The sequence below is a fragment of the Streptomyces sp. LE64 genome (genome assembly GCF_052606915.1).
This window is the reverse complement of sequence record NZ_CP199708.1, coordinates 3,108,984-3,122,010: the sequence shown is the minus strand read 5'-3', so window position 1 is coordinate 3,122,010 and position 13,027 is coordinate 3,108,984. Positions and strand designations below refer to the sequence as shown.

The following is a 13,027-nucleotide window of genomic DNA, read 5'->3' as shown; positions in this document are numbered from 1 at the left end:
GCGGCACGAGAACGCGGGGGAATGCCCGCCCCGTAGTATCCGTTGGGTGGTGTGGGAGCCCTCCAGCTTCCACACGGATCTCCAGAGACGAGGGAATGAAGCCGTGAGCGACGTCCGAAACGTGATCATCATCGGCTCCGGTCCTGCCGGGTACACGGCAGCGCTCTACACCGCGCGCGCGTCCCTGAAGCCGTTGGTCTTCGAGGGCGCCGTGACTGCCGGCGGTGCACTGATGAACACCACCGAGGTCGAGAACTTCCCCGGCTTCCAGGACGGCATCATGGGGCCGGCCCTCATGGAGGGCATGCGCGCCCAGGCCGAGCGTTTCGGCGCCGAGCTCGTCCCGGACGACATCGTCAAGGTCGACCTCACGGGCGAGATCAAGACCGTGACGGACACCGCCGGCACCGTGCACCGCGCCAAGGCCGTCATCGTCACGACGGGCTCCCAGCACCGCAAGCTCGGACTGCCGAACGAGGACGCCCTGTCCGGACGGGGCGTCTCCTGGTGCGCCACCTGTGACGGGTTCTTCTTCAAGGACCAGGACATTGCCGTCATCGGCGGTGGTGACACGGCCATGGAGGAGGCCACCTTCCTCTCCCGCTTCGCCAAGTCCGTGACGATCGTGCACCGGCGGGACTCGCTGCGTGCTTCGAAGGCGATGCAGGAACGGGCATTCGCCGACCCGAAGATCAAGTTCATCTGGGACAGCGAGGTCGCGGCCATCCACGGCGACCCGAAGCTCTCCGGCCTCACCCTGCGGAACCTCAAGTCGGGTGAGGAGTCCGAACTGCCCGTGACCGGCCTCTTCATCGCCATCGGTCACGATCCCCGGACGGAGCTGTTCAAGGGACAGCTCGAACTTGACGACGAGGGGTACCTGAAGGTGGAGTCTCCCTCGACCCGTACCAACCAGACGGGCGTGTTCGGCGCCGGCGATGTCGTCGACCACACGTACCGCCAGGCGATCACCGCTGCCGGCACCGGCTGCTCCGCTGCCCTGGATGCCGAGCGCTACCTCGCCGCTCTGGCCGATGCCGAGGCTGCCGCCGCTGTCGCGGTCTGATCCTCTTTCCCTTCACAGAACAGGAGCCCCCTGTGGCCGGCACACTCAAGAATGTGACGGACGCTTCCTTCGACGAAGACGTCCTCAAGAGCGACAAGCCCGTTCTGGTCGACTTCTGGGCCGCTTGGTGCGGTCCGTGCCGTCAGATCGCGCCCTCGCTTGAGGCGATCGCGCAGGAGTACGGAGAGCAGATCGAGGTCGTCAAGCTCAACATCGACGAGAACCCGGCTACTGCCGCCAAGTACGGGGTGATGTCGATCCCCACGCTGAACGTCTACCAGCGCGGCGTGGTCGCCAAGACCATCGTCGGCGCCAAGCCGAAGGCCGCCATCGTGCGCGACCTGGAGGAGTTCATCTCGTCCGTCTGACGGACGCGTGAAACGAGCGGTGTGCACCGCTCGTTTCACGCGTCCCGCACCGGCGGAGGTTCAGCTCTCCGCGTCCTCCGCCGGTGCGGGGAGCACCGGGCCCTCGCCTGGCGCCAGGGTGCCGAGGATGCGCTCCAGGTCCTCCATCGAGGCGAACTCGACGACGATCTTGCCCTTCTTCTGCCCGAGATCGACCTTCACCCGGGTCTCGAACCGGTCGGAGAGACGGGTGGCGAGATCGCTGAGCGCGGGGGAGACCCGTCCCCCGGCCCGAGGCCCCTTGGGCCGGGGAGCGGAATGCGGACCGGTCCCCATCAGGGTCACGATCTCCTCGACCGCTCGGACCGAGAGGCCCTCCGCCACGATGCGGAGGGCGAGCCGGTCCTGTTCCTCAGAGTCCTCGACCGACAGCAGGGCCCGTGCATGCCCTGCGGAGAGCACACCTGCCGCGACACGGCGTTGGACCTGCGGGGAAAGCCTCAGCAGGCGCAGGGTGTTGGAGACCTGAGGCCGGGACCGGCCGATGCGATCGGCCAGCTGGTCATGGGTGCAGTTGAAGTCCCGAAGCAGTTGGTCGTAGGCCGCTGCCTCCTCCAGGGGATTCAGCTGTGCCCGGTGCAGGTTCTCCAGCAGGGCGTCCAGGAGGAGCTTCTCGTCCTCGGTGGCCCGAACGATGGCGGGGATGCGCTCCAGGCCGGCTTCCTTGCAGGCCCGAAGACGCCGCTCGCCCATGATCAGCTCATAGCGTCCCGCGCCCACCTGCCGGACCACCACGGGCTGGAGGAGGCCGACCTCCTTGATGGAGGTCACCAACTCAGCAAGGGCCACCTCATCGAAGACCTCACGGGGTTGACGAGGGTTGGGACTGATCGAGTCCAGGGGAAGTTCGGCGAAGTGCACGGTGTTCTCGGCCGGGCGCGGGCGCCCGGCCGGCAGGACCGGCGCGCCGCCTCCCTGGGCGGCAGGGATGATCTTCCCTGGCGTCGGGGCCGCCGGGATCAGGGCGCCGAGTCCACGGCCCAGCCCCCTACGTCGTTCACTCATTGAATCCCCTCCGCCATGTTCTGCTGCTTGTTCTGGTGACCCGGTCCGTCCGCCCCGGCTCCCCGGAGTGCGATTTCCCGCGCGGCCTCCAGGTAGGAGAGCGCGCCGCTGGACCCCGGGTCGTAGGTCAGCACGGTCTGCCCGTAGCTCGGTGCCTCCGAGATCCGTACGGATCGGGGGATGCTCGTCCGCAGCACCTCTTCACCGAAGTGCGTCCGGACTTCCTCGGCCACCTGGGAGGCGAGCCTGGTTCGGCCGTCGTACATGGTGAGCAAGATCGTCGAGACATGCAGTGCGGGGTTCAGATGCCCCCGGACGAGGTCAACGTTCCGCAGGAGCTGCCCCAGGCCCTCCAAGGCGTAGTACTCACACTGGATGGGGATCAGCACCTCGGCTCCGGCCACCAGTGCATTCACGGTCAGGAGGCCGAGAGAGGGCGGGCAGTCGATCAAGACGTAGTCAAGAGGTTGCTCATATGCCTGGATGGCCCGCTGCAAGCGGCTTTCCCGGGCCACCAAGGAGACCAGTTCGATCTCCGCGCCAGCAAGGTCAATCGTGGCGGGTGCACAGAACAGTCCCTCCACATCGGGTACGGGCTGCACCACCTCGGAGAGGGGCCTGCTCTCCACCAGCACGTCGTAGATGGACGGGACGTCGGCGTGGTGGTCGATGCCGAGGGCGGTGGAGGCATTGCCCTGGGGGTCGAGGTCGATCACCAGAACACGGTTGCCGTGCAGGGCCAGCGAGGCAGCGAGATTCACCGTGGTCGTGGTCTTCCCCACACCGCCCTTCTGGTTGGCCACCACCATCACACGGGTCTGCTCCGGTCGTGGCAGCACCTCCCCGGCCACCCCCGGCGGTGTTTCACGTGAAACATCCTCTTCCGCGGTGCGGGGACCGGGGACCGGATCGGTCATCGGTCCCGCGATGTTGGCGTCGGACCGCACGTCACTCTCCTCGACTTCAGGCTCGCAATGAAGAGAGCCTGCCATGCCATCGGGGTGAGGAACCAGCGAGGCCCGTGCTTCTGTGGAGAAATCCGTCTCTGTGGAAAACTCCGTCCCCCCCGTCGGGGTCAGGGAGCCGAGTCTCCGGTCGCGAGGTTCGGCCGCAGCCCGGCCGCGGCCAATGATCCCGTGCAGCAGTGAGCGACGTTTCACGTGAAACACCATGCCGAGCCAACCGGTCCCCTACCACGGCGACACTCCGGTGCGTGGGCCTCCGCAGCTTGTGTGGAGTAGGAGCGTCAGCGTCGCCGGCGGGTACGGCTGGTCCGGGCGGCCTTCGCGCGCTTCGCCGCGAAACGGACTCCGCCGGGGCTTTCCCCGACCTCGACCCGCACCACCGTCGAGAGGGGATCCACGACGCCTTCACCGACGTGGAGGACGGAGGTCCGCTCGGCACCGAGCTTGCTGAGTGCCGCGCCGGCGTTCTTGACCTCGGACTCCGCGGTGTCGCCCTTCAGGAGCAGCATCTCCCCGTAGGGACGGAGCAGCGGCACCCCCCAGGCAGCCAGGCGGTCCAACGGGGCCACCGCACGTGCCGTCACCACATGAACCGGGGTCAGCTTGCCGAGGACCTCTTCGGCCCGACCGCGCACCACGGTCACGTGGTCCAGGCCCAGCAGCTCCACCACCTCGTTCAGGAAGTTGGTGCGGCGCAGCAGGGGCTCCAGCAAGGTGATCTTCAGATCCGGGCGGACCAGGGCCAGCGGAATGCCCGGCAGGCCGGCACCGGAACCCACGTCGCAGACGGTGACGCCCTTCGGCACCACCTCGGAGAGGACCGCGCAGTTCAGCAGGTGTCGTTCCCAGAGTCGGGGCACCTCGCGCGGACCGATGAGTCCGCGTCGAACTCCTGCCTCGGCCAGCAACTCGGCGTACCGGACGGCGTCGTGGAAACGATCGCCGAACACCTCACGGGCCTGCTCGGGCGCCGGCGGGAGTTCCGCTGTGTCCGTCACGGGGACCGTCCTTCCTACCGTTGGGAACTGACAGACCGGCCCCGTCTGTACACAGACGGGGCCGGGGGGTCTCGATCAGGCCGGGAGCACGACGACGAAGCGCTGCGGCTCCTCGCCCTCGGACTCGCTCCGCAGACCGGCGGCCTTGACCGCGTCGTGGACGACCTTGCGCTCGAAGGGAGTCATCGGCTTGAGCTTGACCGCCTCGCCGGTGTTCTTCACGTCCGCCGCGGCCTGGGCGCCCAGTTCCGACAGTTCCGTGCGCTTCTTCGCGCGGTATCCAGCGATGTCGAGCATCAGTCGGCTACGGTCGCCGGTCTCCCGGTGCACTGCGAGCCGGGTCAGTTCCTGAAGGGCCTCCAGGACCTCGCCCTCGCGGCCGACGAGCTTCTGGAGATCACGACCGCCCTCGCTGATGATCGACACCGCGGCGCGGTCGGCCTCGACGTCCATGTCGATGTCGCCGTCCAGATCAGCGATGTCCAGCAGACCCTCGAGGTAGTCCGCTGCGATCTCACCCTCCTGCTCAAGGCGGGTGAGGGTGTCGCCTTCAGCGGCGGCGGAGATGGTGCCTTCCGTCACGGAATGGACTCCTTCTTACTTCTTGGAGGGGTGCGATGGACGGTGCGGACCCTTGCGCTGGCCACTCTTGGCCCTGCTGCGGGTACCGGAGCCGGGCTGGCCGCCGGCGGGCTTGGGCTTGGTGGGCTTCGCCTCGTCCTCGGAGGGCTCCGGGGCGCCCGACTGGTCCGGGTGTCGAGACTGCCGCTGGGACTTCGACTGCCGCTTCGGCTGCTGACGCCGACCGGTACCGGTGGGGCCTTCCTCCGCCTCGGTGGTCACCACATCGCTGACCATCACGGCACCGTCCGGCTGGGCGGCAAGGCCGACCTTGGAGAGACCGTTGATGAAGCGGCGCTCGTTCTCGTTGCGGTCGCGCCCCTTCGCCACGATGATCTTCACTGCCGCGCGGTCCCGCCGGTTGCCGATCTTCTTCTTGTTCGTGACCTGCTTCAGCAGGCGCTCCAGGTACACGCCCTGCGCCTTGCTGCCCGGGGTGGGGTTCTGCCGGATCACGTACATCTGCTGGCCCATGGTCCACACGTTGGTGGTCAGCCAGTAGACGAGGACACCGACCGGGAAGTTGACACCGAAGACGGCGAAGATGACCGGGAAGACGTACATCAGCATCTTCTGCTGCTGCATGAAGGGCGTCTTCACCGTGGTGTCGACGTTCTTGGTCATCAGCTGGCGCTGCGTGTAGAACTGCGACAGCGACATCAGGATGATCATGATCGCGGTGACGACACGCACGTTCAGCAGCGTGGAGTCGAGGCTCTGCACCTTCTCCGCGCTGTCCATGAACTTCGCGGCCAGCGGGGCGCCGAAGATGTGCGCCTTCTGCGCGCTCTCCAGCAGCGACTGGTCGATGACGCCGACGGTCTTGTTCGACGCGATGCTGCTGAGCACGTGGTACAGGGCGAAGAAGAACGGCGACTGCGCCAGGATGGGAAGGCACGAGGAGAGCGGGTTGGTGCCCGACTCCTTGTACAGCTTCATCATCTCTTCGGACTGACGCTGCTTGTCGTTCTTGTAGCGCTCCTGGATCTTCTTCATCTCGGGCTGGAGCGTCTGCATGGCCCGCGTCGCCTTGATCTGCTTCACGAAGAGCGGGATCAGGCAGATCCGGATGAGGATCACCAGGCACATGATCGACAGACCCCAGGCCCAGCCCGTGTCGGGACCGAAGATCGCGCCGAACAGCTTGTGGAACTGGACGATCACCCAGGAGACAGGCGTGGTGATGAAGCTGAACAAACCTGCGATCGAACTGACGATGTCATCCACTAATCAGGCTCCTTGAGCATGGGACGGGGTCTCGGCGGCCGGGCTCACGGGGGCGTGGTCATCCCCGACGGCGCCGAGGGCGGCGTTCCCGCCCTTGCGTCCGCGCCAGGCGTCGCGCAGCATTTCGTGCCACCGCGGACGCTTGCGCGGCGGAACATGGTCGACTCCGCCGAGCGACCACGGATTGCACCGCAGAATCCGCCAGGCGGTCAGTGCCGTGCCCTTGATCGCTCCGTGCCGGTCGATGGCCTGGTAGCCGTAGTGGGAACACGACGGGTAGTACTTGCAGACCGGTCCGAGCAACGGACTGATGGTCCACTGGTACAGCTTGATCAGAGCCAGCAGCGGGTACTTCATCGCGTACCGCCTCCCAGGAGCCGCTGGAGTGCGGCATCGAGGTCTCGGGCCAGGTGCGCGGGATCGGCGTCGCCCGCGCCGGGCAATGCGCGCACGACCACCAGGCTACCGGGGGGCAGCCGGTCGATGCGGTCGCGCATCAGGTGGCGGAGCCGTCGCTTCACGGTGTTGCGCACGACCGCGCCGCCGACGGCTTTGCTCACGACGAAACCCGCACGCGGCGGGGAGACGCTCTCCCCGGGCGCGTGCGGGTCGGTGGCACCGCTGCGTAGGTGGACGACGAGGAAGGGGCGGCCGGCCCGGCGTCCTCGACGTACCGCGGTCGCGAAGTCCTCGCGCCGCCTCAGCCGATGCTCGGAAGGCAGCACGACGTCATGACCTGACTGGGATCAGGCGGACAGGCGGGCGCGACCCTTGCTACGGCGGGACGCGAGGATCGCGCGGCCGGCACGGGTGCGCATCCGCAGCCGGAAGCCGTGGGTCTTGGCGCGACGACGGTTGTTCGGCTGGAAAGTGCGCTTGCTCACTCGGGGGCTCCAGAAATGACTCGGTGGTTGTCGGGGACCGTTGCCGCCTGGCTGTCACCGTGCGCCCACGAGAAGCTCGTATTACGCCCGAGTGCACCGCTTTCACGATCACTGAGAGGTGATCTGTGCCCATCGGAGGCAGGCGGCAGCAGCCATCGACAACTCGACCTGGTTACGGTACGCGCGGCCGGACCGTCAGGTCAAACCAGCGGTCCGGAGGCCGCACCCGGGGCGGGCCGGCGCGGTCGTCGGGGCCGCAGGGCCCGGGGTTCCGGGCTCCGCGGTGGCAGCGTGTCCCCTCGCTGCCGCAGACTGGGGGACACTGTGCACAGCCTGTGGACAACAACTTGAACCGCACCGGTCGCCCTGACTACCGTGACTTGACCCCGATTCGTCTCCGTCTCGTCCAACGGCCGGACCTCCCGCCCCGCCCGATCGTTCCCGGCCTGCCGACTCCGGGCCCTCGATCTCCCGAGTTTCCTTCCAACCCGTCCCCGAAGACCGCCGGGGACCCGTGAGAGAGCGTGCCCCGTGGCTGACGTACCTGCCGATCTTGCCGCAGTGTGGCCACGCGTACTGGAACAACTCCTCGGGGAGGGTCGCGGACAGGGGGTCGAGACGAAGGACGAGCACTGGATCAAGCGGTGCCAGCCGCTGGCGCTGGTGCTCGACACCGCGCTGCTGGCCGTGCCCAACGAGTTCGCCAAGAACGTGTTGGAGGGCCGGCTCGCCCCGATCGTCAGCGAGACGCTGAGCCGGGAGTGCGGGCGCCCCATCCGGATCGCGATCACCGTCGACGAGTCCGCCGGCGCCGAGCCGACCGCGGCGCCCGTCCCGCCCCAGCGCTACGAGGAGCCCGAGCCCCCCGCCCGTCCGCACCGGGACCCGTACGACGGCTACGGCCGTCGGGCCCCGGACGAGCACCCGGGCGGACCCTCGGACCAGCCGGGTGCAGGGGAGCAGCACCCGGGCCGCCGGGCCGACCAGCTGCCGATCGTGCGCCCCGCCTATCCGGACTACCAGCGCCCCGAGCCGGGCGCCTGGCCCCGTCCGCAGGACGACTACGGCTGGCGCCAGCAGCGGCTCGGCTTCCCGGAGCGCGATCCCTACGCCTCCCCCGGCCAGCAGGAGCTCGACTACCGCGGCGCACCGGAGCGGACCGGCTACGCCCCGGACCGTTCCGCGTACGAGGGCGAGCACGGGCCCTACGACCAGGAGCGGCCGGCCTACGACGGGGACCGCCCGCCGTACGAACAGCGGCGCCGCCCGTACGAGGGCGCCCCCGGACGGGCGGGCCACCCCGGCGAGCGCGGGGAGCCCTCCGAGGCTCCGCACGGGGGACCGGGCCGCTTCGACGCCCCGGCGTCCCCGTCCGAGGGGCGCGGCGGGCCCGGCGGCCCGCCCCGGCGTCCCGGTGCGCCGGTGCCGCACGGCGGGCCGACCGGGAGCGGTGTGCCCGGCGGCGGCCAGTCCACCGGCGGTCCGGGGGAGCCCACGGCCCGGCTGAACCCCAAGTACCTGTTCGACACCTTCGTCATCGGCGCCTCGAACCGGTTCGCGCACGCCGCGGCGGTGGCGGTCGCCGAGGCCCCGGCGAAGGCGTACAACCCGCTCTTCATCTACGGGGAGTCGGGCCTCGGGAAGACCCATCTGCTGCACGCGATCGGGCACTACGCACGCAGCCTCTACCCGGGCACCCGGGTGCGGTACGTCAGTTCCGAGGAGTTCACCAACGAGTTCATCAACTCCATCCGCGACGGCAAGGGCGACAGCTTCCGCAAGCGCTACCGCGAGATGGACATCCTGCTGGTCGACGACATCCAGTTCCTCGCGGACAAGGAGTCGACCCAGGAGGAGTTCTTCCACACCTTCAACACCCTCCACAACGCCAACAAGCAGATCGTGCTCTCCTCGGACCGGCCGCCGAAGCAGCTGGTGACCCTGGAGGACCGGCTCCGCAACCGGTTCGAGTGGGGGTTGCTCACCGATGTGCAGCCGCCCGAGCTGGAGACGCGGATCGCGATCCTGCGCAAGAAGGCGGTCCAGGAGCAGCTGAACGCTCCGCCGGAGGTGCTGGAGTTCATCGCCTCCCGGATCTCCCGCAACATCCGCGAGTTGGAGGGCGCCCTGATCCGGGTGACCGCCTTCGCCTCGCTGAACCGGCAGCCGGTGGACCTGGGGCTGACCGAGATCGTGCTGAAGGACCTGATCCCCGGCGGCGAGGACTCGGCGCCGGAGATCACCGCGACGGCGATCATGGCGGCGACCGCCGACTACTTCGGGCTGACGGTGGACGACCTGTGCGGGTCCTCCCGCAGCCGGGTGCTGGTGACCGCGCGGCAGATCGCGATGTACCTGTGCCGGGAGCTGACGGACCTGTCGCTGCCGAAGATCGGGGCGCAGTTCGGGGGCCGCGACCACACGACGGTGATGCACGCGGACCGGAAGATCCGGGCGCTGATGGCCGAGCGGCGGTCCATCTACAACCAGGTCACCGAGCTGACCAACCGCATCAAGAACGGCTGAGCCCCGGCGGTACCCACGCCCGCACCCGTGTGCCCCACGGGTGCGGGCGTCGTCGTGTCCGGCCGCACGGGCCCTGCCCCGGGGCCTTCCACGGCGACCGGGGCGACCGCGGTCCGGGGCCCGGGGCCGACCGCGGTCCGGGGCCGTCCGGGCCCGGGGGACGGCCTCCGGAGCCCCAGGGAGGGAGCCGGACGCCCGACGGCCGGGGCGACCGCGGCCGGGCGCCCCGGCCGCGGCTGTTCGAATCCCACGGGGGGTTACGGGTGTTCTCCACAGATCAGGGGACTTTTTCGTTTCCACACCTTGGGGACTGCGGAGTTATCCCAACGGTGTCCACAGGCTGTGCCCGGTGACGATCATCAGCCCAGCTCACGGGGGTGTGGATTCGTGGACAACCACTCTCCACAGGATGTGGACAAGCGATCGCGCCCCGAGGGCCCCACCCCGTTGTCCACCGCTCGCCCACAGCTCAGCGCCGGTTGTCCCCAGCTCCGAGGGGCTTCTCCACAGCGCTGTCCACTGTTCGGCAACCCAACGCGCCTCGTCACCGTGGCGAGTGAAAGGCGTCACATCGAAGTGGCGGGTTGCCCTGTGGGGAACGGGGGCAAAACTGGGGACGGCGCTGGGGAGAACCCGGCCCTCCCTGTGCATGGGGTGTGCACAACTTCTGGTCGTCCACAGCGAGGCGAGGTTATCCACCCCCACCGCCCACAGGCCCGGTGGACAAAAAACCGCTGCTGAGCTGCGCGAACGGGGTTATCCACGGTATCCACAGGCCCTACTACTACTACCGACTAGAGTTACCGGGGAATTCGCTTCGAAGCCTGGGGTGTGGACAACTCGGCTCCGGCGGCCCGCGAGCCGTTCGCGCGACTTGACCGCGAGCGGCACCTACTGTCAGTCCGGTGAGTCAGACTGGTCCCGGAGTCCTCCCCACCCTGGGGACGACGAAAACGGCGGGGCGACGAACGGCACCGCCGCACGGACAGCGGGACGACCCCCACGGGGCGCGAGCGGCCAGCAACACAGGAGGCGGGCTTAGGTGAAGATCCGGGTGGAACGCGACGTACTCGCGGAAGCAGTGGCGTGGGCGGCGCGCAGTCTCCCGGCCCGTCCCCCGGCGCCGGTCCTGGCCGGCCTTCTGTTGAAGGCCGAGGACGGCGCCCTCAGCCTCTCCAGCTTCGACTACGAGGTCTCCGCACGGGTCTCGGTCGACGCGGAGATCGAGGAGGACGGCACCGTCCTGGTCTCCGGCCGACTGCTCGCCGACATCTGCCGCGCCCTGCCCAACCGCCCGGTGGAGATCTCCACCGACGGGGTTCGGGCCACGGTGCTCTGCGGCTCCTCCCGCTTCACCCTCCACACCCTGCCGGTGGAGGAGTACCCGGCGCTGCCGCAGATGCCGTCCGCGACCGGCACCGTGCCGGGCGAGGTCTTCGCCGCCGCCGCGGCCCAGGTGGCCATCGCCGCCGGCCGCGACGACACCCTCCCGGTGCTCACCGGCGTGCGCATCGAGATCGAGGGCGACACGGTCACCCTGGCCTCCACCGACCGCTACCGCTTCGCGGTGCGCGAGTTCCTGTGGAAGCCCGAGGTCCCGGACTCCTCCGCGGTCGCCCTGGTGCCCGCGAAGACCCTGCTGGACACCGCGAAGGCGCTGACCAGCGGGGACAGCGTCACCATCGCCCTGTCCGGCTCCGGCTCGGGCGAGGGCCTGATCGGCTTCGAGGGCGCCGGCCGCCGCACCACCACCCGGCTGCTGGAGGGCGACCTGCCGAAGTACCGCACGCTGTTCCCGACCGAGTTCAACTCGGTCGCCGTGATCGAGACCGCCCCCTTCGTGGAGGCAGTCAAGCGCGTGGCCCTGGTGGCCGAGCGCAACACCCCGGTGCGACTGAGCTTCGAGCAGGGCGTGCTGATCCTGGAGGCCGGCTCCAGCGACGACGCCCAGGCCGTGGAGCGGGTCGACGCGGTGCTGGAGGGCGATGACATCTCCATCGCCTTCAACCCGACCTTCCTCCTCGACGGGCTCAGCGCCATCGACTCCCCGGTGGCCCAGCTGTCGTTCACGACCTCCACCAAGCCCGCCCTGCTCAGCGGCCGTCCCGCGGTGGACGCCGAGGCGGACGAGGCGTACAAGTACCTGATCATGCCGGTCCGCCTCTCCGGCTGACCCGGCACGCCCCGGCCGGTGCCGGCCCGGTGGACCCGAGGACGCCGCAGCTGCGTCCGGTCCCCGGGGCCGGGCCGCCACCAGGGGGAAGATCCGCAGGTGGGGATACGTATGAGCGGCCGTACCCACAGCTGTGCACAAGGCCGCGGGCGTAGGGTCGGGCGCAGGAACACCACTGTGTCCGCACGCCACATCGCGACTTTAAGGAACCACTGATGGAGCTCGGTCTCGTCGGCCTCGGCAAAATGGGCGGCAACATGCGCGAGCGCATCCGCCGCGCCGGCCACACCGTCATCGGATACGACCGCAACCCGGACCTCGCCGACGTCCACAGCCTCGAAGAGCTGGTGGGCAAGCTCAAGGGCCCGCGCGTGGTGTGGGTGATGGTCCCGGCGGGCGCCGCCACCCAGTCCACCATCGACGAGCTGGCCGCGCTCCTGTCCCCCGGCGACGTGGTCGTCGACGGCGGCAACTCGCGGTGGACGGACGACGAGAAGCACGCGGTGGAGCTGGGCCTCAAGGGCATCGGCTTCGTGGACTGCGGGGTCTCCGGTGGCGTCTGGGGCCTGGAGAACGGCTACGCGCTGATGTACGGCGGCGACAAGGAGAACGTCGCCAAGGTCCAGCCGATCTTCGACGCGCTCAAGCCGGAGGGCGAGTTCGGCTCGGTCCACGCGGGCAAGGTCGGCGCCGGCCACTTCGCCAAGATGGTCCACAACGGCATCGAGTACGCGATGATGCAGGCGTACGCCGAGGGCTGGGAGCTGCTGGAGGCCGTGCAGTCGGTGACCGACGTGCGCGAGGTCTTCCGCTCCTGGCAGGAGGGCACCGTGATCCGCTCCTGGCTGCTCGACCTCGCGGTCAACGCCCTCGACGAGGACGAGCACCTCGAAGGGCTGCGGGGCTACGCCCAGGACTCCGGCGAGGGCCGTTGGACGGTCGAGGCCGCGATCGACAACTCGGTGCCGCTGCCCGCGATCACCGCCTCGCTGTTCGCCCGCTTCGCCTCCCGCCAGGACGACTCGCCGCAGATGAAGATGATCGCCGCGCTGCGCAACCAGTTCGGCGGCCACGCGGTCGAGAAGGCCTGACCCGGCCCCTCCGGGCGGGCCGCGCGCCCCGCGGGCCCGCACCGGGGCCGTCTGACAACCGTTC

At 69.2% G+C, this 13,027-nt stretch carries 13 protein-coding genes; 5 read left to right on the top strand and 8 right to left on the bottom strand.

Annotated features, from left to right (window positions below):
- Positions 1-103: 103 nt before the first annotated feature.
- The gene (gene trxB / locus ACSMX9_RS14175; RefSeq protein ID WP_351243895.1) at positions 104-1,066 is read left to right on the top strand and encodes a thioredoxin-disulfide reductase; all 963 of its coding nucleotides are present in this window, start codon (positions 104-106) and stop codon (positions 1,064-1,066) included.
- 32 nt (positions 1,067-1,098) lie between these two features.
- The gene (gene trxA, locus ACSMX9_RS14170) at positions 1,099-1,434 is read left to right on the top strand and encodes a thioredoxin (protein WP_445402671.1); all 336 of its coding nucleotides are present in this window, start codon (positions 1,099-1,101) and stop codon (positions 1,432-1,434) included.
- 60 nt (positions 1,435-1,494) lie between these two features.
- On the opposite strand, the gene ACSMX9_RS14165 is transcribed toward trxA, so the two are convergent.
- The 8 genes from ACSMX9_RS14165 to rpmH form a co-directional block, all read right to left on the bottom strand.
- Positions 1,495-2,478, bottom strand: a complete 984-nt coding sequence (locus ACSMX9_RS14165) for a ParB/RepB/Spo0J family partition protein (protein ID WP_445402670.1) — start codon at positions 2,476-2,478, stop codon at positions 1,495-1,497.
- Positions 2,475-3,470: a ParA family protein gene (locus tag ACSMX9_RS14160; protein ID WP_445402669.1), complete on the bottom strand. Its 996-nt coding sequence runs from the start codon at positions 3,468-3,470 to the stop codon at positions 2,475-2,477. The genes ACSMX9_RS14165 and ACSMX9_RS14160 overlap by 4 nt, the downstream gene beginning before the upstream one ends.
- 254 nt (positions 3,471-3,724) lie before the next feature.
- Positions 3,725-4,441, bottom strand: coding sequence for a 16S rRNA (guanine(527)-N(7))-methyltransferase RsmG (gene rsmG / locus ACSMX9_RS14155; RefSeq protein WP_351243887.1), 717 nt, complete (start codon positions 4,439-4,441; stop codon positions 3,725-3,727).
- Between the two features lie 75 nt (positions 4,442-4,516).
- A complete protein-coding gene (locus ACSMX9_RS14150) occupies positions 4,517-5,023 on the bottom strand; it encodes a Jag family protein (protein WP_445402668.1) in 507 nt (168 codons plus the stop codon).
- A gap of 15 nt (positions 5,024-5,038) precedes the next feature.
- Positions 5,039-6,259: a membrane protein insertase YidC gene (yidC, locus tag ACSMX9_RS14145; RefSeq protein ID WP_445402667.1), complete on the bottom strand. Its 1,221-nt coding sequence runs from the start codon at positions 6,257-6,259 to the stop codon at positions 5,039-5,041.
- Positions 6,260-6,292: 33 nt separating this feature from the next.
- Entirely contained in the window at positions 6,293-6,646 is a 354-nt protein-coding gene (yidD, locus tag ACSMX9_RS14140; protein WP_351243881.1) for a membrane protein insertion efficiency factor YidD, read from the bottom strand.
- Positions 6,643-7,014: a ribonuclease P protein component gene (gene rnpA, locus ACSMX9_RS14135; protein ID WP_351243879.1), complete on the bottom strand. Its 372-nt coding sequence runs from the start codon at positions 7,012-7,014 to the stop codon at positions 6,643-6,645. The genes yidD and rnpA overlap by 4 nt, the downstream gene beginning before the upstream one ends.
- A gap of 21 nt (positions 7,015-7,035) precedes the next feature.
- Entirely contained in the window at positions 7,036-7,173 is a 138-nt protein-coding gene (gene rpmH, locus ACSMX9_RS14130; RefSeq protein ID WP_003956500.1) for a 50S ribosomal protein L34, read from the bottom strand.
- Positions 7,174-7,704: 531 nt separating this feature from the next.
- Here rpmH and dnaA point away from each other — a divergent pair.
- From dnaA to gnd, 3 genes are all read left to right on the top strand, one after another.
- On the top strand, positions 7,705-9,699 hold the full coding sequence (gene dnaA / locus ACSMX9_RS14125; RefSeq protein WP_445402666.1) for a chromosomal replication initiator protein DnaA: 1,995 nt from the start codon (positions 7,705-7,707) through the stop codon (positions 9,697-9,699).
- A 1,042-nt stretch (positions 9,700-10,741) separates the two neighbouring features.
- Entirely contained in the window at positions 10,742-11,872 is a 1,131-nt protein-coding gene (gene dnaN, locus ACSMX9_RS14120) for a DNA polymerase III subunit beta (RefSeq protein WP_445402665.1), read from the top strand.
- Between the two features lie 215 nt (positions 11,873-12,087).
- Entirely contained in the window at positions 12,088-12,963 is an 876-nt protein-coding gene (gene gnd, locus ACSMX9_RS14115; RefSeq protein WP_445402664.1) for a phosphogluconate dehydrogenase (NAD(+)-dependent, decarboxylating), read from the top strand.
- Positions 12,964-13,027 lie beyond the last annotated feature (64 nt).

Excerpts from the sequence above, each read along its gene's own strand:
- yidD (WP_351243881.1), bottom strand. The coding sequence starts at position 6,646 with ATGAAGTACCCGCTGCTGGCTCTGATCAAGCTGTACCAGTGGACCATC.
- gnd (WP_445402664.1), top strand. The coding sequence starts at position 12,088 with ATGGAGCTCGGTCTCGTCGGCCTCGGCAAAATGGGCGGCAACATGCGC.
- ACSMX9_RS14165 (WP_445402670.1), bottom strand. The coding sequence starts at position 2,478 with ATGAGTGAACGACGTAGGGGGCTGGGCCGTGGACTCGGCGCCCTGATC.
- ACSMX9_RS14160 (WP_445402669.1), bottom strand. The coding sequence starts at position 3,470 with ATGGCAGGCTCTCTTCATTGCGAGCCTGAAGTCGAGGAGAGTGACGTG.